Annotated in this window: 24 protein-coding genes and 3 pseudogenes; 24 read left to right on the plus strand and 3 right to left on the minus strand. The window is 66.5% G+C overall.

The features are described 5' to 3' along the window. Positions 1–96: 96 nt before the first annotated feature. From hslV to RTW82_RS15410, 7 genes are all read left to right on the plus strand, one after another. Positions 97–627, plus strand: coding sequence for an ATP-dependent protease subunit HslV (hslV, locus tag RTW82_RS15380; protein ID WP_031288432.1), 531 nt, complete (start codon positions 97–99; stop codon positions 625–627). A gap of 26 nt (positions 628–653) precedes the next feature. Further along, complete coding sequence (hslU, locus tag RTW82_RS15385; protein WP_316925619.1) at positions 654–1,991, plus strand: ATP-dependent protease ATPase subunit HslU; 1,338 nt, start codon at positions 654–656, stop codon at positions 1,989–1,991. Positions 1,992–2,116: 125 nt separating this feature from the next. Further along, complete coding sequence (locus RTW82_RS15390) at positions 2,117–2,488, plus strand: gamma-butyrobetaine hydroxylase-like domain-containing protein (protein WP_184489690.1); 372 nt, start codon at positions 2,117–2,119, stop codon at positions 2,486–2,488. 290 nt (positions 2,489–2,778) lie between these two features. After that, complete coding sequence (gene phaC / locus RTW82_RS15395) at positions 2,779–4,458, plus strand: class II poly(R)-hydroxyalkanoic acid synthase (RefSeq protein ID WP_316925620.1); 1,680 nt, start codon at positions 2,779–2,781, stop codon at positions 4,456–4,458. Positions 4,459–4,610: 152 nt separating this feature from the next. Beyond that, positions 4,611–5,468 (plus strand): poly(3-hydroxyalkanoate) depolymerase, encoded by an 858-nt coding sequence (gene phaZ / locus RTW82_RS15400; RefSeq protein WP_316925621.1) that lies wholly within the window; start codon positions 4,611–4,613, stop codon positions 5,466–5,468. Between the two features lie 184 nt (positions 5,469–5,652). Continuing rightward, the gene (phaC, locus tag RTW82_RS15405; RefSeq protein ID WP_316925622.1) at positions 5,653–7,335 is read left to right on the plus strand and encodes a class II poly(R)-hydroxyalkanoic acid synthase; all 1,683 of its coding nucleotides are present in this window, start codon (positions 5,653–5,655) and stop codon (positions 7,333–7,335) included. A 61-nt stretch (positions 7,336–7,396) separates the two neighbouring features. Then, a complete protein-coding gene (locus RTW82_RS15410; protein WP_184489693.1) occupies positions 7,397–8,011 on the plus strand; it encodes a TetR/AcrR family transcriptional regulator in 615 nt (204 codons plus the stop codon). Positions 8,012–8,047: 36 nt separating this feature from the next. Here the strand turns inward: RTW82_RS15410 and RTW82_RS15415 are convergent. The 3 genes and pseudogenes from RTW82_RS15415 to RTW82_RS15425 form a co-directional block, all read right to left on the minus strand. Beyond that, positions 8,048–8,993: pseudogene (locus RTW82_RS15415) on the minus strand (phasin family protein); the annotation flags it as partial. Positions 8,994–9,003: 10 nt separating this feature from the next. Beyond that, entirely contained in the window at positions 9,004–9,444 is a 441-nt protein-coding gene (locus tag RTW82_RS15420) for a phasin family protein (protein WP_021221360.1), read from the minus strand. A 154-nt stretch (positions 9,445–9,598) separates the two neighbouring features. Then, positions 9,599–9,874: a polyhydroxyalkanoic acid system family protein gene (locus RTW82_RS15425; protein ID WP_021221361.1), complete on the minus strand. Its 276-nt coding sequence runs from the start codon at positions 9,872–9,874 to the stop codon at positions 9,599–9,601. A 142-nt stretch (positions 9,875–10,016) separates the two neighbouring features. On the opposite strand from RTW82_RS15425, the gene ubiE reads away from it, so the two are divergent. From ubiE to RTW82_RS15500, 17 genes and pseudogenes are all read left to right on the plus strand, one after another. Beyond that, positions 10,017–10,787 carry a bifunctional demethylmenaquinone methyltransferase/2-methoxy-6-polyprenyl-1,4-benzoquinol methylase UbiE gene (ubiE, locus tag RTW82_RS15430; RefSeq protein WP_043245833.1) on the plus strand — a complete coding sequence of 257 codons (771 nt, stop codon included), beginning with the start codon at positions 10,017–10,019 and terminating at the stop codon, positions 10,785–10,787. Further along, positions 10,787–11,404 (plus strand): SCP2 domain-containing protein, encoded by a 618-nt coding sequence (locus RTW82_RS15435; protein ID WP_316925624.1) that lies wholly within the window; start codon positions 10,787–10,789, stop codon positions 11,402–11,404. The genes ubiE and RTW82_RS15435 overlap by 1 nt, the downstream gene beginning before the upstream one ends. Beyond that, complete coding sequence (ubiB, locus tag RTW82_RS15440; RefSeq protein WP_043245830.1) at positions 11,401–12,996, plus strand: ubiquinone biosynthesis regulatory protein kinase UbiB; 1,596 nt, start codon at positions 11,401–11,403, stop codon at positions 12,994–12,996. The genes RTW82_RS15435 and ubiB overlap by 4 nt, the downstream gene beginning before the upstream one ends. Positions 12,997–13,075: 79 nt before the next feature. Next, positions 13,076–13,477: a phosphoribosyl-AMP cyclohydrolase gene (gene hisI, locus RTW82_RS15445; protein ID WP_021221365.1), complete on the plus strand. Its 402-nt coding sequence runs from the start codon at positions 13,076–13,078 to the stop codon at positions 13,475–13,477. Continuing rightward, positions 13,470–13,805 carry a phosphoribosyl-ATP diphosphatase gene (locus RTW82_RS15450; protein WP_021221366.1) on the plus strand — a complete coding sequence of 112 codons (336 nt, stop codon included), beginning with the start codon at positions 13,470–13,472 and terminating at the stop codon, positions 13,803–13,805. The genes hisI and RTW82_RS15450 overlap by 8 nt, the downstream gene beginning before the upstream one ends. A 23-nt stretch (positions 13,806–13,828) precedes the next feature. Continuing rightward, entirely contained in the window at positions 13,829–14,098 is a 270-nt protein-coding gene (locus RTW82_RS15455) for a twin-arginine translocase TatA/TatE family subunit (protein ID WP_021221367.1), read from the plus strand. Positions 14,099–14,104: 6 nt separating this feature from the next. After that, positions 14,105–14,533, plus strand: a complete 429-nt coding sequence (gene tatB, locus RTW82_RS15460) for a Sec-independent protein translocase protein TatB (RefSeq protein WP_021221368.1) — start codon at positions 14,105–14,107, stop codon at positions 14,531–14,533. Next, a complete protein-coding gene (gene tatC / locus RTW82_RS15465; protein WP_316925625.1) occupies positions 14,530–15,324 on the plus strand; it encodes a twin-arginine translocase subunit TatC in 795 nt (264 codons plus the stop codon). The genes tatB and tatC overlap by 4 nt, the downstream gene beginning before the upstream one ends. Next, positions 15,321–16,028, plus strand: coding sequence for a 16S rRNA (uracil(1498)-N(3))-methyltransferase (locus tag RTW82_RS15470; protein WP_316925626.1), 708 nt, complete (start codon positions 15,321–15,323; stop codon positions 16,026–16,028). The genes tatC and RTW82_RS15470 overlap by 4 nt, the downstream gene beginning before the upstream one ends. Before the next feature lie 72 nt (positions 16,029–16,100). Further along, positions 16,101–17,162 (plus strand): annotated as a pseudogene (locus tag RTW82_RS32195) (methyl-accepting chemotaxis protein); the annotation flags it as partial. 141 nt (positions 17,163–17,303) lie between these two features. Then, positions 17,304–18,017: a methyl-accepting chemotaxis protein gene (locus RTW82_RS32200; protein WP_374981961.1), complete on the plus strand. Its 714-nt coding sequence runs from the start codon at positions 17,304–17,306 to the stop codon at positions 18,015–18,017. A gap of 329 nt (positions 18,018–18,346) precedes the next feature. Further along, positions 18,347–19,336: pseudogene (locus tag RTW82_RS32205) on the plus strand (methyl-accepting chemotaxis protein); the annotation flags it as partial. A 141-nt stretch (positions 19,337–19,477) separates the two neighbouring features. Then, positions 19,478–20,191, plus strand: coding sequence for a methyl-accepting chemotaxis protein (locus tag RTW82_RS32210; protein WP_410478808.1), 714 nt, complete (start codon positions 19,478–19,480; stop codon positions 20,189–20,191). A 57-nt stretch (positions 20,192–20,248) separates the two neighbouring features. After that, complete coding sequence (locus tag RTW82_RS15485; RefSeq protein ID WP_316925629.1) at positions 20,249–20,671, plus strand: UPF0158 family protein; 423 nt, start codon at positions 20,249–20,251, stop codon at positions 20,669–20,671. A 262-nt stretch (positions 20,672–20,933) separates the two neighbouring features. Next, on the plus strand, positions 20,934–21,491 hold the full coding sequence (locus RTW82_RS15490; RefSeq protein WP_316925630.1) for a sigma-70 family RNA polymerase sigma factor: 558 nt from the start codon (positions 20,934–20,936) through the stop codon (positions 21,489–21,491). After that, positions 21,488–22,477, plus strand: a complete 990-nt coding sequence (locus RTW82_RS15495; protein ID WP_316925631.1) for a FecR domain-containing protein — start codon at positions 21,488–21,490, stop codon at positions 22,475–22,477. Before RTW82_RS15490 ends, RTW82_RS15495 begins: the two co-directional genes overlap by 4 nt. Positions 22,478–22,651: 174 nt before the next feature. Beyond that, positions 22,652–25,039: a TonB-dependent siderophore receptor gene (locus tag RTW82_RS15500; RefSeq protein WP_316925632.1), complete on the plus strand. Its 2,388-nt coding sequence runs from the start codon at positions 22,652–22,654 to the stop codon at positions 25,037–25,039. The last annotated feature ends 37 nt before the right edge of the window (positions 25,040–25,076 follow it).

Consider the following 25,076-nt stretch of genomic DNA (forward strand, 5'->3'; position numbering starts at 1 on the left):
TCGGCTATTCGCAGGCGCGCGGTTGAAAAGCCGCGCCGCCTCCCCCATCTGGGTTTCCATTCGGGCAATTCGCCCCGCTGCGTGGAGACTCTCCCCTTGACCACAATCGTTTCAGTCCGCCGCAACGGCAAAGTCGTCATGGGCGGCGACGGCCAGGTTTCCCTCGGCAACACCGTGATGAAGGGCAACGCCAAGAAGGTCCGGCGTCTCTACCACGGCCAGGTGCTGGCCGGCTTCGCCGGTGCCACCGCCGACGCCTTCACCCTGTTCGAACGCTTCGAAGGCCAGTTGGAGAAACACCAGGGCCACCTGGTCCGCGCCGCCGTCGAGCTGGCCAAGGACTGGCGCACCGACCGCTCCCTCAGCCGCCTGGAAGCCATGCTCGCCGTGGCCAACAAGGACGCCTCGCTGATCATCACCGGCAACGGCGACGTGGTCGAACCCGAGCACGGCCTGATCGCCATGGGCTCCGGCGGCGGCTTCGCCCAGGCCGCGGCCACCGCGCTGCTGCAGCGCACCGAGCTGTCCGCCCGCGAAATCACCGAGACCGCCCTGAACATCGCCGGCTCCATCTGCGTGTTCACCAACCAGAACCTCACCATCGAGGAGCTGGACGCCGCCGAGTAAGGCCGTCCAGACCGGAGCTTTCGTACATGTCCATGCCCCCCCGCGAGATCGTCCACGAACTCAACCGCCACATCATCGGCCAGGACGACGCCAAGCGCGCCGTGGCCATCGCCCTGCGCAACCGCTGGCGGCGCATGCAGCTGCCGGTCGAGTTGCGCGCCGAGGTGACGCCGAAGAACATCCTGATGATCGGCCCGACCGGCGTCGGCAAGACCGAGATCGCCCGTCGCCTGGCCAAGCTGGCCAACGCGCCCTTCCTCAAGGTCGAAGCCACCAAGTTCACCGAAGTGGGCTACGTGGGCCGTGACGTCGAATCGATCATCCGCGACCTGGCCGACGCCGCCGTGAAGATGATGCGCGAGCAGGAAATGCACAAGGTGCGCTTCCGCGCCGAGGACGCCGCCGAGGATCGCATCCTCGACGCCCTGCTGCCGCCGGCCCGCAGCGGCTTCGGTGACGAGCCCGCCCGCGAGGATTCCAACACCCGCCAGCTGTTCCGCAAGCGCCTGCGTGAAGGCCAGCTGGACGACAAGGAGATCGACATCGAAGTGGCCGAAAGCCCGGCCGGCGTCGAAATCATGGCCCCGCCCGGCATGGAGGAGATGACCAGCCAGTTGCAGAACCTGTTCTCCAACATGGGCAAGGGCAAGCGCAAGAGCCGCAAGCTCAAGGTCAAGGAAGCGCTGAAGCTGGTGCGCGACGAGGAAGCCGCGCGCCTGGTCAACGAAGAGGAACTCAAGGCCCGCGCCCTGGAGGCGGTGGAGCAGAACGGCATCGTCTTCATCGACGAGATCGACAAGGTCGCCAAGCGCGGCAACGTCGGCGGCGCCGATGTCTCCCGCGAGGGCGTGCAGCGCGACCTGCTGCCGCTGATCGAGGGCTGCACCGTCAACACCAAGCTGGGCATGGTCAAGACCGACCACATCCTGTTCATCGCCTCGGGCGCCTTCCACCTGTCCAAGCCCAGCGACCTGGTGCCGGAGCTGCAGGGCCGTCTGCCGATCCGCGTGGAGCTCAAGGCCCTGTCGCCCGAAGACTTCGAGCGCATCCTCACCGAACCGCACGCCTCGCTCACCGAGCAATACAGCGCCCTGCTGAAGACCGAAGGCCTGAACATCGAGTTCGCACCGGAAGGCATCAAGCGCCTGGCCGAGATCGCCTGGCAGGTCAACGAGAAGACCGAGAACATCGGTGCCCGTCGCCTGCACACGCTGCTGGAGCGCCTGCTGGAGGAAGTCTCCTTCAGCGCCGGCGACCTGGCCGCCCAGCACGACGAGAAGCCGATCCTGATCGACGCCGCCTACGTCAACAGCCACCTCGGCGAGCTGGCCAAGGACGAAGACCTGTCGCGGTATATTCTCTGAAGCTCAAAGCCTGAAGCTGGAAGTCTGAAGCGGAGAGGTGCCGCTTCTGGCTTCTGGCTTCTGGCTTCTGGCTTCCAGCTTCCAGCTTCCAGCTTCCAGCTCCGCTGACACTCGGACTAACACCCATGCGCATCCCCACTTCGATCGAATTGCATAAAGCCTCCCGCACCCTGGTGCTGGGCTATGGCGAGGTGAGCTACAGCCTGCCGGCGGAGTTCCTGCGGGTGCATTCGCCCTCGGCCGAGGTGCAGGGCCACGGCAAGCCGATCCTGCAGTACGGCAAGGCGCGGGTCGCGCTCGTCGGCGTCGAACCGGCGGGCAACTATGCCCTGAAACTGACCTTCGACGACGGCCACGACAGCGGCCTGTTCACCTGGGACTACCTCCATGAGCTCGCCGTCCGCCAGGACGCCCTCTGGGAGGATTACCTGCAGCAGCTTTCCGCCGCCGGGCGCTCCCGCGATCCCGACGAAAGCGTCGTCCGCCTGATGCTCTGACCCGGTGCGCCGGCCAGCCCCTTTCTGGCCATGCCGCACTAGGTTAGAGCGCATTTTCTAGAAGCTCGCGACATACTCCCCGGCGCGCGCCCGACCCAGGGCCAGCTTGCGCAAATCCACAAACTCGGGTAACCAAGAACTGGCAGGTTCCATGCATTTGGCAACCACAGGTTCATAGAAATCGGCGAAGTTCTCTTCGCACCCCCGGTAACCCGAGCAGTACCAGGCACGCTTAACTGTCCCGTACAGCAGTAACCCGGTATCCGCCTCTGGACAATGGAGCGTCGTAGATGAGCAACAAGAACAATGAAGACCTGCAGCGCCAAGCCTCTGAGAATACCCTCGGGCTGAACCCGGTGATCGGCATCCGCGGCAAGGATCTGCTGACCTCCGCGCGCATGGTCATGCTGCAGGCCATCAAGCAGCCCTTCCACAGTGCCAAGCACGTCGCCCATTTCGGGGTCGAGCTTAAAAACGTCCTGCTCGGCTCCTCGGCCCTGCAGCCGGAAGCCGACGACCGTCGCTTCGCGGACCCGGCCTGGAGCCAGAACCCCCTCTACAAACGCTACCTGCAGACCTACCTCGCCTGGCGCAAGGAACTGCACCAGTGGATCGAGCACAGCGACCTGTCGTCGTCCGATACCAGCCGCGGCCACTTCGTGATCAACCTGATGACCGAAGCCATGGCCCCCACCAACACCATGGCCAACCCGGCAGCGGTGAAGCGCTTCTTCGAAACCGGCGGCAAGAGCCTGCTCGACGGCCTCTCGCACCTGGCCAAGGACCTGGTCAACAACGGCGGCATGCCCAGCCAGGTCAACATGGACGCCTTCGAGGTCGGCAAGAACCTCGCCACCACCGAAGGCGCCGTGGTCTTCCGCAATGACGTGCTGGAGCTGATCCAGTACAAGCCCATCACCGAGCAGGTGCACGAGCGCCCGCTGCTGGTGGTGCCGCCGCAGATCAACAAGTTCTACGTCTTCGACCTGTCCCAGGAGAAGAGCCTGGCGCGCTTCAACCTGCGCAACGGCATCCAGACCTTCATCGTCAGCTGGCGCAACCCGACCAAGGCCCAGCGCGAATGGGGTCTGTCGACCTACATCGAGGCGCTCAAGGAAACCATCGAGGTGGTGCTGAAGATCACCGGCGCCACGGACCTCAACATGCTCGGTGCCTGCTCCGGCGGCATCACCACCGTCGCCCTGCTGGGCCACTACCAGGCGATCGGCGAGCACAAGGTGAACGCCTTCACCCAGTTGGTCAGCGTGCTCGACTTCAACCTGGACACCCAGGTCGCGCTGTTCGCCGACGAAACCACCCTGGAGGCCGCCAAGCGCCGCTCCTACCAGTCCGGCGTACTGGAAGGCAAGGACATGGCCAAGGTCTTCGCCTGGATGCGCCCCAACGACCTGATCTGGAACTACTGGGTGAACAACTACCTGCTCGGCAACGAGCCGCCGGTGTTCGACATCCTCTACTGGAACAACGACACCACGCGCCTGCCCGCCGCCTTCCACGGCGAGTTGGTGGAGATGTTCAAGACCAACCCGCTGACCCGCCCCGACGGGCTGGAGGTCTGCGGCACCCCAATCGACCTGAAGAAGGTCACCTGCGACTTCTTTTGCGTGGCCGGCACCACCGACCACATCACCCCTTGGGAAGCCTGCTACCGCTCCGCCCGTCTGCTGGGCGGCAAATGCGAGTTCGTGCTGTCCAACAGCGGGCACATCCAGAGCATCCTCAACCCCCCGGGCAACCCCAAGGCGCGCTTCTCCACCAACAGCGAGATGCCGGCGGACCCGAAGGAGTGGCAGGAAAACGCCACCAAGCACGCCGACTCCTGGTGGCTGTACTGGCAAACCTGGCTGGCGGAGCGCTCGGGCAAGACCAAGAAAGCCAGCTTCACCCTCGGCAACAAGGCCTACCCGGCCGGCGAGGCTTCGCCAGGGACCTATGTCCACGAACGTTGATCGCGCGCATTGCGCATTGCTGCCCCGGCACCCGGACGTGCCAGCCAGGCCCACCGCCAATACCGGCGGCGGCCTGAACCAGGCTCGGCCTGGCGCTACAGGGAGGCCCCTCGCGGGTGCCTCCCGTCGTTTCAATCCATAGGGGCCCGCGCATGCCGCAACCTTTCGTCTTCCGCACCATCGACCTCGATGGCCAGACCATCCGCACCGCCGTCAGGCCCGGCAAGGAACACCTGACGCCGCTGCTCATCTTCAACGGCATCGGTGCCAACCTCGAGCTGGTGTTCCCCTTCGTCCAGGCGCTCGACCCGGACCAGGAGGTGATCGCCTTCGACGTGCCCGGTGTCGGCGGGTCCTCCACGCCGAGCAAGCCCTACCGCTTCCCCGGCCTGGCCAAGCTCGCCGCCCGCATGCTCGACTATCTGAACTACGGCCAGGTCAACGCCATAGGCGTGTCCTGGGGTGGCGCCCTGGCGCAGCAGTTCGCCCACGACTACCCCGAGCGCTGCAAGAAGCTGATCCTCGCCGCCACCTCGGCCGGCGCGATCATGGTGCCCGGCAAGCCCAAGGTGCTCTGGCGCATGGCCAGCCCGCGGCGCTACATCCAGCCGTCCTATGGCGTGCACATCGCCCCGGACATCTACGGTGGCGCCTTCCGCCGCGACCCGACCCTGGCCATGGCCCACGCCAGCAAGGTGCGCTCCTCCGGCAAGCTCGGCTACTACTGGCAGCTGTTCGCCGGCCTCGGCTGGACCAGCATCCACTGGCTGCACCGCATCCGCCAACCCACCCTGGTCCTGGCCGGCGACGACGACCCGATCATTCCGCTGGTGAACATGCGCATGCTCGCCTGGCGCATCCCCAACTCGGAACTCCATGTCATCGACGACGGCCACTTGTTCCTCGTGACCCGGGCGGAAACCGTGGCGCCGATCATCATGAAGTTCCTCGCCCAGGAGCGTCAGCGCGCGGTAATCCACCCGCAGCCGATGCAACTGCGCAATCCCTGAAGCCCGCAGGCGGCGGTGCCTCCGCTCCATGATGGGGCGGCAGCACCGCATTCGCGCGGCAAAACGCCCGCTGTAACGAACTTGAATTTCCCGCGCAGTAGTCTGGAATGCACCTATTGCGCTCAGTGGTACGAGCCTTGCCTAAACCTCCTTGACGACGGATTGATTACGGAGCGTTGCCCCCATGCGAGAGAAACAGGTGTCGGGAGCCTTGCCGGTCCCCGCTAACTACATGAACGCGCAGAGCGCGATCGTCGGCTTGCGAGGCAAGGACCTGGCCTCCACCGTCCGCACCCTCGCCCTGCAGGGCTTGAAGCACCCCGTGCACAGCGCCCGCCACGTCCTCGCCTTCGGCGGCCAGCTGGGCCGCGTATTGATGGGCGAAACCCCGCACAAGCCCAACCCGCAGGATGCGCGCTTCGCCGATCCCTCCTGGAGCCACAACCCGTTCTACCGTCGCGGCTTGCAGGCCTACCTGGCCTGGCAGAAACAACTCTATGCCTGGGTCGAGGACAGCGACCTCACCGACGATGACCGCGCCCGCGCCCGCTTCGTCCTGGCCCTGGTCAGCGACGCCATGGCGCCCTCCAACAGCCTGCTCAACCCCCTCGCGGTGAAGGAGCTGTTCAACACCGGCGGCCTCAGCCTGCTCAATGGCGCGCGCCACCTGTTGGACGATGTGCTGAACAACAACGCCATGCCGCGCCAGGTCAGCAAGCACTCCTTCGAGATCGGCCGCAACCTGGCCACCACGCCCGGGTCGGTGGTCTATCGCAACGAGCTGCTGGAACTGATCCAGTACAAGCCGATGAGCGAGAAGCAGTACCTCAAGCCCCTGCTGATCGTCCCGCCGCAAATCAACAAGTTCTACATCTTCGACCTCTCGCCGGAGAAGAGCTTCGTCCAGTACGCGCTGAAGAATGGCCTGCAGGTGCTCATCGTCAGCTGGCGCAACCCCGACGCGCGCCACCGCGAGTGGGGCCTGTCCACCTATGTGCAGGCGCTGGAGCAGGCCGTCGACGTGGCCCGCGCCATTACCGGCAGCAAGGAGGTCAACCTGATGGGCGCCTGCGCCGGCGGCCTGACCATCGCCGCCCTGCAAGGCCACCTCCAGGCCAAGCGCCAACTGCGCAAGGTCAGCAGCGCCAGCTACCTGGTCAGCCTGCTGGACAGCCAGGTCGAAAGCCCCGCCGCCCTGTTCGCCGACGAGCAGACCCTGGAGGCGGCCAAGCGCCGCTCCTACCAGCACGGCGTCCTGGACGGCCGCGACATGGCGAAGATCTTCGCCTGGATGCGCCCCAACGACCTGGTGTGGAACTACTTCGTCAACAACTACCTGCTGGGCCGTCAGCCGCCGGCCTTCGACATCCTCTACTGGAACAACGACAACACCCGCCTGCCCGCCGCCTTCCACGGCGACCTGCTGGACTTCTTCAAGCACAACCCGCTGACCCGGGGCGGCGCGCTGGAAATCTGCGGCACCCCCATCGACCTGCAGAAGGTCACGGTGGACAGCTTCAGCGTGGCCGGCATCAACGACCACATCACCCCCTGGGACGCGGTCTATCGCTCGGCGCGGCTGCTGGGTGGCGAGAGCCGCTTCGTGCTGTCCAACAGCGGGCACATCCAGAGCATCCTTAACCCACCGGGCAACCCCAAGGCCAACTACCTGGAAAACGGCAAACTCAGCTCGGACCATCGCGCCTGGTACTACGACGCGAAGAACGTGCAGGGCAGCTGGTGGCCGGAGTGGCTGAGCTGGATCCAGGCGCGCTCGGGGGAGCAGCGCGAAACCCTGGTCACCCTCGGCAACCAGGCCCACCCACCCATGGAGGCGGCACCCGGCACCTACGTGCACGTGCGCTGAAGACGTTCGGCCGGCCGGGGAACACCCGGCCGACCGCATGCAACGACGACAAGAAGACTGGATGAAGACCCGAGACCGGATACTCGAATGCGCCCTGATGCTGTTCAACAGCGAAGGCGAACCCAATGTCACCACCCTTGAGATCGCCACCGAACTGGGCATCAGCCCGGGCAACCTCTATTACCACTTCCATGGCAAGGAACCGCTGGTGATGGCGCTGCTGGAGCGCTTCCAGGACGAGCTCGCGCCGCTGCTCGACCCGCCCGAGGACGTGGAGCTGGGTGTCGAGGACTACTGGCTGTTCCTGCACCTGATCGTCGAGCGCCTGGCGCAATACCGCTTCCTCTTCCAGGACCTCTCCAACCTCGCCGGTCGCCTGCCCAAGCTGGCCCGAGGCATGCGCGCCTGGCTCAACGCACTGAAGCGCACCCTGGCCTCGCTGCTGGCGCGGCTCAAGGCGCGGGAGCAGTTGGTCAGCGATACCGAATCCCTCGGCCAGTTGGTGGAGCAGATCACCCTCACCCTGCTGTTCTCCCTCGACTACCAGCGCATCCTCGGCAACGACGGCGAAGTACGCCTGGTGGTCTACCAGATCATGATGCTGGTGGCCCCCCACCTGCAGGACGACTCGCGCCAGGCCGCCGAGCGCATGGCCCGGCGTTATCTGGAAGCCTGAAACGCAAACGCCCGGCGCGAGGCCGGGCGTCTGTGGTCCCTGACGATCAGGACTGGCTTGGCGTGCTGGCCGGAGCGGACGGCGCCGGAGTGGCGGCGGGAGCGCTCGGTGCAGCGGCCGGAGCCGGGGTTGCGGCCGGGGTCGCCGGCTTGGCAGCTGCCGGTTTCGGCGCAGCGGCTTTCTTCACCGCAGGCTTCTTCGCAGCAGGTTTGGCAGCGGGCTTCGCCGCCGGCTTGGCAGCCGGTTTTGCCGCAACTGCAGGCTTGGCAGCGGCTGCGGGTTTGGCCGCTGCCGGCTTCGCCGCAGGCTTGGCTGCTGCCTTGGCGGCAGGTTTCGCCGCAGGCTTGGCGGCTGGTTTGACAGCCGGTTTCGCCGCAGCGGTCTTCGCAGCGGGTTTGGCTGCAGCCTTGGCGGCCGGCTTCGCAGCCGGTTTAGCGGCGGGCTTGGCAGCGGGTTTCGCCGCAGTGGTCTTGGCAGCAGGTTTGGCGGCGACCTTGGCGGCCGGTTTAGCGGCAGCTTTCGGAGCGGGCTTGGCAGCCGGCTTGACCGACTTGGCGGAGACGCCGGTGAGCTTCTCGATCTGCCGGGTCAGGCTGTCGACCTTGCTGTTCAGGTCCTTCACCTCGTTGCGGCTAGGAACGCCGAGACGGGAGATGGCACTGTTCAGGCGCTTGTCGAAAGCCTCTTCCAGCTCGCCCCATTTGCCGATCGCCTTGTCCTTGACCTCATCGACCTTGGACTTGGCGGAGCCGACGCGGGAACCAACCCGGGACTTGACCGCATCGACCTGCTTGTCGACTTCGGTCTTGGCCTGTTTTTCAGCCTTCTCACCATCCTTGACCAGCGTATCGAACAGCTTGGTGCCGTCGTTGCTGACCTTCGAGTAGGCCCCCAAGCCAGCCAGCCAGATCTGGCGCGAGTATTTCTCGATCTCGCCGATCCAGGAGTTGGTTTCTTTCGTGGTTTTTTTCTTACCAGCCATCCTGCTCTCCTTATTTGGTTCGCGCGACGTGCTCGAGCAACGCGCTCAGCTCGTCAAGCTTAGCAGAGAGTGCCTCAACGTCCTGTCGCGAGGGAATACCCAGGCGATTGAGTGCGACAGCGACGCGGTTGTCGAAGGCTTTTTCGATCTTGTCGAGTTGCACTTCGACCTTTTCCTTCACGCCGGTGACCGAGCCCTTGACGCTGCCCTTCACCGAATCGATCTGGCTGTTGGCGGCTTCGACGCGCGCATCGACGACCTTGCGGCCCTGCTTCTCGACGCTCTCGCCGGCCTTCACCAGGTCGCGCAGGTAGTCGGCGCCTTCCTGTCCGGCCTTGGCGTAGGCACCCAGGCCGGCCAGCCAGATCTTGCGGGCATAGAGACGGACATCGGAAAGGACGGTGGTCTTGGTTTCTTCGACTTTCTTCTTGACGACGGCGGCTTTGGCCATGGTGCACCTCACTCGGGTAATGGAGGACTCGCCCTTTCTCAGGGCTTGAGGTGCACGTTAACGAGGAAAATTAGAAACCGCATACTAGCCGCGGGTTGGGTGAAACGCGCCGTGCCCGCCCTCTCCACGTGCCGTGAAAAGGGCCCTCACGGCATCAGGCCAGGTACTCGTCCAGTGCCTTCTCGATCTCGCGCTTGATGCTGCCGCTCATGGCCGAAAGCAGCAGGCCCAGCTTCACCTCGACATTCACCTTGTCGTCACTGACCTCGATCTGCCCGTCGGCGCCGCTGCGCTTGAACTCCAGGGTGTCGCCACGCCACTGATAGCGCACGTCGTATTCACGGGCGAGGCGCTCGGCGAGCTGCTCGGCCTTGGCCCGGACGGCGCTGCGGCCCAGGTTGTGGGAACGTTCGACATTGATGCGGGCCATGGGCCAACTCCTGACTGCGACTTAAGGTCGCGCGACTATAGCAGGCCGCCCGCGGGCCCTGGCGAACCGGCACCGTTCGGGGCCAAGACAAAGCGGGCCAACCGCGCCTAAAATGGCCGCCAATTTCTTCCGGGGCAGCGACATGAACGATCCGCGCAAAGGCAGCGATGCCGAACCCACCACCCACTTCGGCTACCAGAGCGTTCCCGAGAGCCAGAAGGCCGACAAGGTCGCCGAGGTGTTCCACTCCGTGGCCGCCAAGTACGACCTGATGAACGACCTGATGTCCGCAGGCGTCCATCGGCTGTGGAAGCGCTTCACCATCGAACTCTCCGGCGTACGCCCGGGCAACCGCGTGCTCGACATCGCCGGCGGCACCGGCGACCTCACCCGCCAGTTCTCGCGCCTGGTGGGCAGCACCGGCGAAGTGGTGCTGGCCGACATCAACGCCTCGATGCTCAAGGTTGGTCGCGACAAGCTGCTGGACAGCGGCGTCGCCGGCAACGTCAGCTTCGTCCAGGCCGATGCCGAGCAGCTGCCCTTCCCCGACAACCATTTCGATGTGGTCACCATCGCCTTCGGCCTGCGCAACGTCACCCACAAGGACGCCGCCCTGCGCTCCATGCTGCGCGTGCTCAAGCCCGGCGGCCGCCTGCTGGTGCTGGAGTTCTCCAAGCCCACCAGCAACCTGCTGTCCAAGGCCTATGACGCCTACTCCTTCAGCCTCCTGCCGCTGATGGGCAAGCTGATCACCAACGACTCCGAGAGCTACCGCTACCTGGCCGAGTCGATCCGCATGCACCCCGACCAGGAAACCCTCAAGGCCATGATGGTGGAGGCCGGCTTCGAGCGCGCCACCTTCCACAACATGACCGGCGGCATCGTCGCCCTGCACCGCGGCATCAAGCCCTGATGCTTACCCAGGCCCTGCTCGCCGGCGTCGAACACGGCATCAACCGCGTCCTCAGGCTCGACGGCACCGCGCTGCCGCGCCTGTCGCGCCTCGAAGGCAAGGTGATCGAGATCGATTGCCAGGCCCCCGCCCTGCAGCTGTTCATCCTCCCCGGAGGCGACGGCCTGCAACTGGCGGCGAACTGGGCCGCACCGGCCGACTGCCGCCTGCGCGCGCCGGCCGCCAGCTTGCTGCGCCTGGCCCTGAGCCGCGAAAAGACCGCCGTCCTGCACCGCCCGGAAGTCGAGCTGGACGGCGATAGCGCCGCGCTCATGGAGCTCGCCGGCATCCTCCAGGACCTGGAGCTGGACTGGGAATACGAGCTGTCCCGCTGGCTCGGCCCGGTGGCCAGCCAACTGCTCGGCGCCCACCTGCGCAGCCGTGTCGACTGGACCGCACAGAGCCTCGACAGCCTGCGCCTGAACCTCGCCGACTACCTGGCCGAAGAATCGCGCACACTGGTCGGCCAGCGTGAAGCGGATGCCCGCTTCGCCGAACTGGACCGCCTCAAGGTCGACCTCGACCGCCTCGACGCCCGCATCGGGCGCCTGACCCAGAAAAGCAAACCCAACGCATGAAGCTGCTCGCCGTCCGCCGTCTGCTGCGCATCCAGAGTGTGGTCATCCGCTACCGCCTCGATGACCTGGTCTTCGACCTGCCGCTGCCCTGGTGGCTGCGCGCCCTCAGCTACCTGCTGCCCTGGCGTTGGTTGCCGCGCAAGCGCCTGGAACTCTCCCGGGGCGCACGCCTGCGCCTGGCACTGGAAGGCCTGGGGCCGATCTTCATCAAGTTTGGCCAGCTGCTGTCCACCCGCCGTGACCTGCTGCCGCCGGACATCGCCGACGAGCTCGCGCGCCTGCAGGACCAGGTCCCGCCCTTCGACCCCGAGCAGGCCGTGGCCCGCATCGAGGAGCAGCTCGGCGCCCGCGTCAGCGAAGTCTTCGCCCGCTTCGACGTCACCCCGCTGGCCTCCGCTTCGGTGGCACAGGTCCACGCCGCGCAGCTGAAAAGCGGCGAGGAAGTGGTGGTCAAGGTGATCCGCCCCAACCTGCGCCCGATCATCCGCCAGGACCTCGCCTGGCTGTTCATCCTCGCGCGCATCGCCGAACGTCTCTCCAGCGACGCCCGCCGCCTGCGCCCGGTGGAAGTGGTCAGCGACTACGAAAAGACCATCTACGACGAACTCGACCTGCTCCGCGAGGCGGCCAACGCCAGCCAGCTGCGGCGCAACTTCGAAGGCTCGCCGCTGCTCTACGTGCCCCAGGTCTACTGGGACCTGTGCCGCCCCAAGGTGCTGGTGATGGAGCGCATCTACGGCGTCCCGGTCACCGACCTGGCCACCCTCGCCGACCAGCGCACCGACCTCAAGCTGCTGGCTGAACGGGGCGTGGAGATCTTCTTCACCCAGGTCTTCCGCGACAGCTTCTTCCACGCCGACATGCACCCCGGCAACATCTTCGTCAGCAACCGCCAGCCCTGGAACCCGCAGTACATCGCCATCGACTGCGGCATCATCGGCAGCCTCACCCCCGAGGACCAGGACTACCTGGCGCGCAACCTCATCGCCTTCTTCAAGCGCGACTACCGCCGCGTCGCCCAACTGCACATCGACTCCGGCTGGGTGCCCGCCGAGACCCGGGTCAACGACTTCGAAGCCGCCATCCGTACCGTCTGCGAGCCGATCTTCGAGCGGCCGCTCAAGGACATCTCCTTCGGCCAGTTGCTGCTGCGCCTGTTCCAGACCGCGCGCCGCTTCAACATGGAAGTGCAGCCGCAACTGGTGCTGCTGCAGAAGACCCTGCTCAACATCGAAGGCCTGGGTCGCCAGCTGTACCCGGACCTCGACCTCTGGAGCACCGCACAGCCCTACCTGGAACGCTGGATGCGCGAGCGCATGAGCCCCAGGACCCTGCTGCACAACCTGCAGTCCCAGGTCGAACAGGTGCCGCACGTCGCCAACATGACCCGCGACCTGCTGGAGCGCATGAGCCAGCCCCACGCCGCCGACCCGCCGCCGCCCTGGCACAAGCCCCGTGACGGCCTGGCCCTGCGCCTGATCGGCGCCGCCCTGCTGGTCGGTGCCGCCACCCTCGGCCTGGAGCAACACGCCGCAGCCTGGCCCGCCTGGCTGATGCTGGCCGGTGGTCTGTATCTGGTATTGCGCCGATAGCCAAGCCAGCGCCGGCGCTGGCACACTAGCCGCCCCGGTCAGGCCGTGCATCGCACCTGACCCGCTCGTGGAAACCGAAATGAACGACTGGCTGGAAGAAATTCACTGGAATGCCGATGGTCTGGTCCCGGCAATCGCCCAGGACCACAAGACCGGCCGCATCCTGATGATGGCCTGGATGAACCGCGAATCCCTGACGCTCACCGTCGCCGAGAACCGTGCCATCTATTGGTCACGCTCCCGTGGCAGGCTATGGCGCAAGGGCGAGGAATCCGGCCACGTGCAGCGCCTGCACGAGCTGCGCCTGGACTGCGACGCCGACGTCGTGGTGCTGATGGTCGAACAGCTTGGCGGCATCGCCTGCCACACCGGCCGTGAAAGTTGCTTCTACCGCGTCTTCGAGAATGGCGACTGGAAAACCGTCGACGCGGTCATCAAGGACCCCGATGCGATCTACCACGCAGGACACACCCATGAGTGACACCCTTACCCGCCTCGCCGAGGTCCTGGAAGCGCGCAAGGGCGCCGCAGCGGACTCCTCCTACGTGGCCAGCCTGTACCACAAGGGGCTGAACAAGATTCTCGAAAAGGTCGGCGAGGAATCGGTGGAAACCATCCTCGCCGCCAAAGACGCCGCCGTCAGCGGCGACTGCAGCGACCTGATCTACGAAACCGCCGACCTCTGGTTCCACAGCCTGGTCATGCTCGCCGCCCTCGGCCAGCATCCCCAGGCGGTGCTCGATGAACTGGATCGTCGCTTCGGCCTGTCCGGGCACGCTGAAAAAGCCGCCCGCCAGCCTTCCGCATAACGCATTAGCCTCAGGAGCAAACCATGGGTATTTTCGACTGGAAACACTGGCTGGTCATTCTGATCGTCGTCGTCCTGGTGTTCGGCACCAAGCGCCTGAAGAACCTCGGTTCTGATGTCGGCGAAGCCATCAAGGGCTTCCGCAAGGCGATGAACACCGAAGAAGACCAGAAGGCCGAGCAGCAGGCTGCCGCCCAGCCGCAAGCGCAACAGCCCGGCGCCCCGCTGAACCAGCCGCACACCATCGACGGCCAGGCACAGAAGGTCGAAGAGCCGGTAGTGCGCAAGGACTGACCCAGCATGTTCGGTATCAGCTTTGGTGAACTGCTGCTGATCGGCCTGGTGGCGCTGCTGGTGCTCGGCCCCGAGCGCCTGCCCGGTGCCGCCCGCACCGCCGGCCTGTGGATCGGCCGCCTCAAGCGCAGCTTCAACGCCATCAAGCAGGAAGTGGAACGCGAGATCGGCGCCGACGAAATCCGTCGCCAGCTGCATAACGAACAGATCATGGCGCTGGAGAAGCAGATCAAGGAGAGCATCGTGCCTCCCGCTGCGGAGCCCGTGCCCACGCCGGCCGCCCCGCAGCCGGCCCCCGAGGCCGTGCCCGCACCCGCGACAGCAGCGGCGGCCGAGGCGAGCCCCGTCGCGCCCGCCGCTGAAGCCGTCCCGGCCAGCGCACCGGCCGCCCCCGTCGTGCCCACCGAACAGCCACAGCCGCCACGCCCCCTATGAGCGATCAAAAGCCGGAACTGGACCAGGAAATGCCCCTGGTCTCGCACCTCACCGAACTGCGTACCCGCCTGCTGCGCTGCGTGGCCGCGATCTTCCTGATCTTCGCCGGGCTGTTCTACTTCGCCCAGAAGATCTACACCCTGGTCTCCGCGCCGCTGCGCCAGTACCTGCCCGAAGGCGCGACCATGATCGCCACCGACGTGGCATCGCCCTTCCTCACGCCGTTCAAGCTGACCATAGTGGTGGCACTGTTCCTCGCCATGCCGGTGATCCTGCACCAGGTCTGGGGCTTCATCGCGCCCGGCCTGTACAAGCACGAGAAACGCATCGCCATGCCCCTGCTGGTCTCCAGCATCGTGCTGTTCTACGCCGGCATGGCCTTCGCCTACTTCCTGGTGTTCCCGCTGATCTTCCACTTCTTCGCCAGCGTCACTCCCGAAGGCGTGTCGATGATGACGGACATCAGCAGCTACCTCGATTTCGTCATGACCCTGTTCTTCGCCTTCGGTGTCGCCTTCGAGATCCCGGTGGCCGTGGTGCTGCTGATCTGGATCGGCGTCGTCGACGTCGCCTACCTGAAGAAGATCCGCCCCTATGTGATCATCGGCTGCTTCGTGGTCGGCATGATCCTCACCCCGCCGGACATCTTCTCCCAGACCCTGCTGGCGATCCCCATGTGGCTGCTGTTCGAGGTCGGCGTGTTCTTCGGCGGCCTGATCCGCAAACGTGGCGATCACCCCGAGGACAGCACCGACGAGCCCGGCGACCAGCCGCCCGCCACCCAGCCGTGAACCTGCTGCTGCTCGAAGAGGGCGACCTGATCGCCCCCGATCGCGCCCTGCTGAAGGGTCGTCGCCTCAAGCACCTGCATGAAGTGCACCGCGCCGAAGCCGGCGACAGCCTGCGCGTCGGCCTGCTCGGCGGCGCCATGGGCGAAGGTCGCCTGCTGAGCCTGGAGGCGGACCGCGCCGAACTGCAGTTCAGCCTGGAACAGGCGCCACCGGCCAAGCTGCCGCTCACCCTGCTGCTGGCCCTGCCACGGCCGAAGATGCTGCGCCGCGTGTTGCAGACGGTCGCCGCCATGGGCGTGCCGCGCCTGGTGCTGCTCAACAGCTACCGGGTGGAAAAGAGCTTCTGGCAAACTCCCTTCCTCGAACCCGACGCCATCCGCGAACAGCTCATCCTCGGCCTGGAGCAGGCCCGCGACACGGTGCTGCCCGAGGTGGTGATCGAGAAGCGCTTCAAGCCCTTCGTCGAGGATCGCCTGCCCGCCATCACCGCCAACACCCTCGGTCTGGTCGGCCACCCCGGCCCCTGGCCCGCCTGCCCGCGCGCGGTGGAAGGCCCCATCACCCTGGCCATCGGCCCGGAAGGTGGCTGGATTCCCTACGAGGTGGAAAAGCTCCAGGAAGCCGGCCTCGACCCGGTGCAACTGGGTGAACGCATCCTGCGCGTGGAAACCGCCGTCACCGCCCTGCTCGCCCGCCTGTTCTGAAGCCTCTGGCTTCAAGCCGCGCCTGCGCCTGCCGATAACCCCAGCACTGCCTCGTTCGCTGGAGAAGTCCTCATGTTCCGCTGGTTCGGCAATATCAGTGTCAACCTCAAGCTGACCCTTGGCTTCGGCCTGGTACTGCTGCTCACCGTGCTCATCACCCTCACCGGCTGGCTGGCCCTCGACGCCACCCTGCAGCGCGGCGACAAGCTCGGCGCCAGCGCCAAGCTCAGCGAACTGACCAAGGACCTGCGCGTCGCCCGCCTGCAGTACCAGATCAAGCAGGAGCCGGCCACGGCCGACCAGGTCAACGCCGCCCTCAAGGCCATCGACGACTACGCCCTGGAGCTCAACAAGAAGCTCAGCGATCCCAAGGACCGCGACCTGATCAGCCAGGAAGAAGCGGCGGTAAACACCTACCAGCAAGCCTTCGGCCAGCTCGCCCAGGCCTACCAGGCCCGCGAAGCGGCACGCACCCAACTGGGCGCCAGCGCCGACGCGGCCGTCCAGGCCATTGGTGAAATCGAGCAGCGCATCCTCGCCGATATCGCCCTGGACGAAGCCTCGCGCCTCGAACAGTACCGCCAGCTCAGCGAGCTGCGCCTCTCGGTGCAGCAGGCGCGCTTCCAGGTGCGTGGCTACACCTACAGCAACGACCCGAGCCTGGAGCAGGCCGCCCTCAGCGCCGTGGACACTGCCCTGGCCGGCCAGGCCAAGCTCGGTGAAACCCTGGGTGAGGACGAGGACCTGGCCAAGGTCGCCGCCGGCCTCAAGGCCTACCGCAGCGCCATCAGCGCCTTCCGCGCCGCCACCGACAACACCCAAGTGCACTTCCAGAGCATGGCCGCCCAGGGCGACAAGCTGCTGCAGGTCAGCAACCAGCTGTTCGAGGGCCAGTCGGCCAAGCGCATCAAGGAAACCACCCGTACCCGCAGCATGCTGCTGACCGCCATCGCCGTCGCCCTGGCCATCGGCGTCGCCGCCGCGGTGATCATCACCCGACAGATCGTCCTGCCCCTGCAGCGCACCCTGGGCGTGGCCGAGCGCATCGCCTCGGGCGACCTCAGCGAAGACCTCAAGGTCGAGCGCGCCGACGAACTCGGCCAGCTGCAGAAGAGCATGCAGCGCATGACCCTGAGCCTGCGCGAGCTGATCAGCCACATCCGCGACGGCGTCACCCAGATCGCCAGCGCCGCCGAGCAGCTCTCCGCCGTTACCGGGCAGACCAGCGCCGGGGTCAACAACCAGAAGGTCGAGACCGACCAGGTCGCCACCGCCATGAACGAAATGGCCGCCACCGTGCAGGAGGTCGCGCGCAATGCCGAACAGGCCTCCGAAGCCGCCAGCTCCGCCGACCGCCTGTCCCGCGAGGGCGAGGTGGCGGTCAACGACGCAGTGGAGCAGATGGATCGCCTGGCCACCGAAGTGGGCCGCTCCAACGACGCCGTCGGCCGCCTCAAGCAGGAAAGCGACAAGATCGGCAGCGTGCTCGACGTGATCAAGTCCGTGGCCGAACAGACCAACCTGCTGGCCCTCAACGCCGCCATCGAGGCCGCCCGCGCGGGCGATGCCGGCCGTGGCTTCGCCGTGGTCGCCGACGAAGTGCGAGGCCTGGCCCAGCGCACCCAGAAGTCCACCGAGGAGATCGAGGAGCTGATCGCCGGCCTGCAAAGCGGCACCCAGCAGGCCGCCAGCCTGATGGACACCAGCCGCAGCCTGACCGAAAGCACCGTCGAGCTGACCCGCCGCGCCGGTCGCCGCCTGGGCACCATCGCCCAGGCCGTCTCCACCATCCAGCAGATGAACCAGCAGATCGCTGCAGCCGCCGAGCAGCAGGGCGCGGTGGCCGAGGAGATCAACCGCAGCGTGATCAACGTGCGCGACATCTCCGAGCAGACCGCCTCCGCCAGCGAGGAAACCGCCGCCTCCAGCGTCGAACTGGCGCGCCTGGGCAACGAACTGCAATCGATGGTCTCGCGCTTCCGCGTATAACCCGCCAGCCCTGGCACGCGTTTCGCGGCCAGGGCGCAATGCCCATGCAGGCTTGCGGCGCCGCTACGCCGCCAGCTACTCTCCCGCACCTTGCGTCCCTGGTCGCAGCTCCGGTGGCCCCTTCAGCCAGCCACCCGCGCCCAGCTCCAACAACTCGAAAGACGCCCCTACCCCACTCGAACACGGCAGCGCCACAAGCACTGCCGTGCGCAGCTCATTTCCGGGAGAAATCCATGTACCACTGGTGTACGCAACTGCTGGCCAACCTCACCGTCAGCAAAAAACTCGTGGCCGGCTTCGGCCTGGTCCTGCTGCTCACCCTCACGGTGATGCTCACCGGCATCCACGGCATCGACCGCATGATCGCCAGCAGCGACGAGATGGTCGCCGTCGGCGCCGTGGACAACCTGATCAAGGACGCCCGCGCCGAGCGCCTGCAGTTCCTCGCCAACGGCGACATGCAGCACGCGAAGAACATCGAGGAACTGGTCGACCGCATGCTCCAGCAGAACGAGCACATGCGCCCGCAGTTCGCCGAGGGGGAAGGCGCACGCCGCCTGGCTGGCCTCAATGCCGCCGTGCTCGCCTACCGCCAGTCCCTGGGCGACCTGATCCGCGCCCAGGAAACCCGCAACGCCGCCCGCGCCGTGCTGGTCAAATCCGCCGAGTCCAGCCTGCAAGTGTTCGAGAAGCTGCAGAACCAGCTGTTCGACGAACTGGCGCTCAACAGCAGCGACAGCCAATTGCTGGGCCAGGCCCGCGAGGTGTTCGAGCTGAACCGCCAGCTGCTGTCGATCCGCTACCTGGTGCGCGGCTTCGTCTTCCAGCAGACCCCCGAATCCGAGCAGCCGGCCCTCGCGGCGCTGGCCACCATGCAGGCCGACCTGCAGAAGGCCATCGCCGGCACCAGCGGCGAGCGCCTGGAAGCCCTGCAGAGTGCGCAGCAGTCCTTCGCCGCCTATCAGGACGCCATCCGCCTGTTCGGCAACGGCGCCGCTGCCAGCCGCCAGGCCAGCGCCACCATGGCCGACCACGCCCAGGTCATGCGCGACCTCAGCCAGGCGCTGTACAGCCAGCAAGTGGACGAGCGCAGCGGTGACGCCAGCGCCGCCAGCGGCCAGTTGCTGGTCACCACCCTGTTCGCCGTGCTCCTGGCCATCGGCGCCGCCTGGGTCATCACCCGGCAGATCATCCAGCCGCTGCGCCAGAGCCTGGCCTTCGCCGAACGCATCGCCCAGGGTGATCTCGGTGGCCAACTGCAGGCCGACCGTCGCGACGAGCTCGGCCAGCTGCAGCGCTCCCTGCAGGCCATGGCCGGCAACCTGCGCCAGTTGATCAGCCACATCGGCGACGGCGTCACCCAGATCGCCAGCGCCGCCGAACAGCTCTCCGCCGTCACCGAGCAGACCAGCGCCGGGGTCAACAGCCAGAAGGTCGAGACCGACCAGGTCGCCACCGCCATGAACGAGATGGCCGCCACCGTGCAGGAAGTCGCGCGCAACGCCGAGGAAGCCTCCGAAGCCGCCCTCGCCGCCGACCGCGAAGCCAATGCCGGCAACCGCATGGTGCTGGAGGCGGTGCAGCAGATGGACCGCCTGGCCACCGAAGTGGCGCGCTCCACCGAATCGGTGCAGCAGCTCAAGCGCGAGAGCGAGAAGATCGGCAGCGTGCTCGACGTGATCAAGGCGGTGGCCGACCAGACCAACCTGCTGGCCCTCAACGCCGCCATCGAGGCCGCCCGCGCAGGCGAAGCCGGCCGTGGCTTCGCCGTGGTCGCCGACGAGGTACGCGGGCTGGCCCAGCGCACGCAGAAATCCACCGAAGAAATCCAGGAGCTGATCGGCGGCCTGCAGAACGGCACCCAGCAGGCCGCGAGCATGATGGAAAGCAGCCGCGCCCTCACCGACAGCACCGTGGAACTGGCGCGCCGCGCCGGTGATTCCCTGGCCAGCATCACCCGCACCGTGTCCACCATCCAGGCGATGAACCAGCAGATCGCCGCGGCCGCCGAGCAGCAGAGCGCAGTGGCCGAGGAGATCAACCGCAGCGTGATCAGCGTGCGCGACGTCTCCGAGCAGACCGCCGCTGCCAGCGAAGAGACCGCCGCCTCCAGCGTCGAGTTGGCGCGCCTGGGCAACGAGCTGCACACCATGGTCGGGCGCTTCCGCGTCTGACAAAACGGAGCCCCGGGGGTAGGATCACGCAGTCATCCTTCCCTCAAGGCCCCCGTCATGCGCCCCCTGACCGTCGACCTCGACGAACTGGCCTTCGCCCTCAACACCGAAGGCCTCGACCACTACCTCGACCTGCTCAGCGGCAAGCTGCTGCTGATCCCCGAGGAAGACCCCGACCCGGAACTGGACGCCCTGCTGCGCGCCGAGCCCGAGCGCTTCCTGCTGGTGGAGCCGCTGACCCCGGGCGAGAGCCTGCGGCTGATGCAGGAATTCCTCCACGAGGTGTCCCACCCCCACGCCTATACCGCCCTGGAACAGGCCCTGGCCGGGCGCAAGCCAGTGCGCACCTTCAACCACGTGCTGATGGAATACCCGGTGCTGCTGCAGGCCTGGCAAGGCTTCGAAGCGGCGCGCCTGCGCGAACTGGCCCAGGACTGGCTGGAAGAGAACGAACTGCAGCCGGCCACGCCGCTGCACTGAGCAAGCCCCCCACGAGACCGCCAGCCGATAGGCCACGCACCTGCCACGCGCCGGGGTGCGTGGTCGCCAGCTTCGTTGCCGCAACGGCAACGACAAACGAGCGCCGCGCAGCCACTCTCCACATCGTGTCGCACCGGGGCCGTTACCGGCAGCCTGGCCGGGTTGCTGGCGGCTGACAAACCGTGCAACAATTGCAATCAATTCTCATTAACTATAAGCCCTGATGACCGCGGGACACCCCCGGCGGCGTGGTGACAAGCCTTTGAGCGCATCTGCCTATCTCACCTCTCCATCGCTGGAAACCCTGTACTGCGACCATCACGGCTGGCTGCAGGTCTGGTTGCGCCGGCACCTGGGGCATGCCAGCGATGCCGCCGATCTGGCCCACGACACCTTCCTGCGCCTGATCGGCGTCGCCAACCCGCCCCGCTTCGCCAGCATGGCCGAGGCTCGCGCCTACCTGCGCACTACCGCCAGGAACCTGTGCATCAATCTGTGGCGGCGCCAGGAGATCGAGCGCGCCTGGCTCGACACCCTGGCAGCTCTACCCGAGGGCGAGTACCCCTCGGCCGAGCGCGAAGCCGTGGTGTTGCAGGCCCTGGAGGAGATCGGCGGGATGTTGCAGGCGTTGCCTGCCAAGGCGGCACGGGCTTTTACCCTCGCCGTGGTATGCGAGATGACCGACGACGAAGTGGGTGCCGAACTGGGGGTTTCCGGGCGCATGGTCCGCAAGTACGTGGCCCAGGCGATGCTTGCCTGCCTGACGCTGCGCGCCAGCGAGACCGCAGCCGCGTTGCGCCAGGAACCGCTCTGCCGATGATGCGCACAGGCAACGACGCGCCCTTGCCGCCGCATGCCGTGCTGGAGCAGGCGGCCTATTGGTACGCCACCCTGCGTGATGGCCAGGCCAGTGCCCAGCAGCGTGCCCGCTGGCAGGCGTGGCTGGGCGCGGACCTGGCCCACGAGCAGGCCTGGCGCTATGTCGAAGGCATCAGCCGTGATTTCGAGCCGCTGCGCGGTCGGCCCGATGCGCGCCTGGCCGCCAATACCCTGGAGATCGCCAGCGGGCGCATGCATTCGCGTCGCCGGGTACTGACCGGGATGGCGGCTATCACCAGCGCCTCCCTGTGCGGCTGGCTGGGCTGGCGCGAGGCGCTGCTGCCATCCAGCCTGATGGCCTGGGGCGCCGATCATCGCACCCGCACGGGCGAGCAGCGCGAGATGACCCTGGCCGATGGCACCCAGGCCTGGCTCAACACCGCCAGTGCCATCGACCTTGCGTTCAGCGACCGCGCGCGCTGCATCACCCTGGTGCGCGGCGAACTGTTCGTCGCCACCGCCAAGGGCGCGAGCCCCTTCTATGTCGACACCGAGCATGGACGCCTGCAGCCGCTGGGGACGCGCTTCAACGTGCGTCGTGATGGCGAGCGCACCTGGCTGGCCGTCTACGAAGGCGCCGTGGAGATTCGCACTACTGCGGGCGCTGCTCGCATCGTCGGCGCCGGCCAGCAGGCCCATTTCGCCGCCGACCGCATCAGCGACCTGCAGACCGCCGACGCCGCCCGCGAGGCCTGGACCCAGGGCACGCTGCTGGCCGACAACATCAGCTTGCGCGAGGTGGTGCAGGAGCTGCGCCGTTATCGCCACGGGCACCTCGGTGTGGCCGACGACGTGGCCGACCTGAAGGTCTACGGCAACTTCCCCGTACAGGACTCCGAGCGCGTGCTGCGCATGCTGGCATCGGCATTGCCGATCCGTATCGAACAGCCTCTGCCCTGGTGGGCGAGCATCGAAGCCCGGCACTGAACGCCTGCCGGCAAAAAAAATATATCGGAAAAGGGTTCCGGGTTTTGCCTGCTCGCTGGTTTACCCAGTGAGAAGACATGAAACCTCGCCGGACCGGTGCCCCGAGCACCCGCGCTGCAGCGCCTGCCGAGGGTCTTCGTTCATCAACCCTTGCTCCCCAGAGGAACGCTGTCCATGCCCCATCGCCGTCACCAGCGCGCTGCCCGCCCGGGTGTTGCTGCACACGTTTTCGCCCTGCGTCCGTTGACCCTGGCGCTTCACCTGGCGCTGCTGGGCGGCGCCCTGAGCCTGGCGAGCTGGTCACCGGTCGCCCTGGCCGAAGACAGCGCCGCGACCGCCTCCGTGCGCAGCTACGACATCCCCGCCGGCCCGCTGGCCAGCGCGCTCACGCGTTTCTCCCATGAGGCGGGCGTGTACCTGGTGGGAGCCGGCAGCCTGGCCGAAGGCGTGACCAGCCCGGGCCTGAAGGGCAACTACTCGGTACCGGCCGGCCTGGCCATGCTGCTTTCCGGCTCGGGCCTGGAAGCGGTCCAGCAGGACGACGGCAGCTATGGACTGCAGATGGCCACTGCCGGCGAGGCGTTCCGCCTCTCGCCCATCCTGGTGAACAGCCAGGCGAAGGTCGATGAAACCTCCAGTTCGATCGTGGCCCAGGAGCTCTGGGTCGGCGGCAAGGTGGCGACCAGCATCCTCAATACACCGGCTTCCGTCTCCGTCGTCACGCAGAAGGAAATCGAGCAGCGCAGCGCCAGTACCACCGAAGAAATCCTGCAATACACCCCGGGCGTCATCACCGACTACTACGGCACCGACGACCGCAACGACTACTTCAACATCCGCGGCTTCCAGGCCACCACCTACCGCGACGGCCTGACCCTGGGCTCGATGCGCGGCGTACGCGAAGAGCCCTTCGCCTATGAGCGCGTGGAAATCCTGCGGGGCGCCAACTCCACGCTGTTTGGCCCGGCAGACCCGGGCGGCTCGGTGAACTTCGTGACCAAGCAGCCGCGCTTCAGCCAGTTCGGCCAGGGCTACGTGACCTACGGCTCGTTCGACCATGTCGAGTCCGGCCTGGACATGGGCGATGCGAACGACGACCAGACCCTGGCCTATCGCTTCACCGGCAAGTTCCAGGACAGCGACCGCGAGTACGACCACTCCCAGGACGACAACAACTTCCTGATGGGGGGCCTGACCTGGGCGCCGACCGCCTTCACCTCGGCCACCCTGGTGGTGGACCACCTGCGCCAGGACAGCACGCCCAACAGCGGCGGCTACCCGCTGGACAAGGAATACGATCGCGACGAGTTCTTCGGCGAGCCGAGCTACAACTTCCACGACGTCGAGCGCACCAGCATCAGCGGCACCTTCACTCACGACTTCGACAACGGCTTCGTGTTGCGCAGCAACCTGCGCCACAGCGACCTGACCGACGACTTCGGCTACGTCTACATCAGTGACTCCGCCGCGCGAACGGGCACCACGGTCAATCGCTACCTGTTCGGCACGGACAAGGAGTCCGAGCAGCTCAACGGCAACCTGATGCTGCAATACGACGCCCGCTTCGAGAACCTCGACAGCAGCACCATCGTCGGCCTGGAATACCTCGACGCCTCCACCGAGGACAGCTCGATCTATGCCCTGACGAGCCCCATCGATATCGCCAACCCGGTCCACACCGGGGTGCCGTCCGGCGTTGCGCCCTACAGCGCCAACGATCAGGACAACACCATCAAGTCCGTCTTCCTGCAGCAGAACCTGTCGCTCTTCGAGCGCTTCATCGTGACGGCGGGCATGCGCAACGACTCGATGGACGTTTCCAGCACCAACATCGCCGGGGTCAAGTCCTCGGACAGCTACTCGGAGAACTCCTTCCGCGGTGCCCTGACCTACATGGTCACCGACGAAGTCTCCACCTACGTCAGCATGGTGGAGTCCGTGGCCCCGCCGGTGGTCGGCACCACGCCCGAACGTGGCAAGCAGTACGAGATCGGCGTGAAGTACTCGCCGCTGGCGATGAACGCGCTGTTCTCGGCCGCGATCTATGACCTGACCCAGGAAGACATCACCATTGCCGTGGTGCAGCCGAGCGGCGCCATCGAGCGGGAGACCGTGGGTGAGTCGCGCGTGCGCGGTCTCGACCTGGAAGCCAAGGCGGAGCTGACGGAGAACCTGAGCCTCGTCGGCGGCTACTCCTACATGGACAGCGAGGTGGTTCGCGGCACGCTGCGCAACGGTACCTCGCTCAAGGGCAATGAGCTGGTCACCGCGCCCAAGCACTCGGCATCGCTGTGGAGCTACTACAGCCTGCCGGGCACGGACGTCAGCGTCGGTCTCGGTGCGCGCTACATTGGCGCCTACTACTTCGATGCGGCCAACAGCGGCCAGAGCGACGGCACCACGCTGTTCGATGCGGCGCTCAACTACAAGATCGCCAAGGGCACCGACCTGGCGCTCAACGTCAGCAACCTGCTCGACGAACAGCACGTGGTGGGCTCCGGTACGGCGGACTACTACAACCCGGGCCGCGAGCTCACCGCCAAGGTGAGTTACAACTGGTAAGCCGGCGTGGCGTTGCCCGGGTAACGCCACCCATGAA

This window comes from Pseudomonas sp. zfem005 (genome assembly GCF_032621735.1).
Taxonomy (GTDB): domain Bacteria; phylum Pseudomonadota; class Gammaproteobacteria; order Pseudomonadales; family Pseudomonadaceae; genus Metapseudomonas; species Metapseudomonas solani.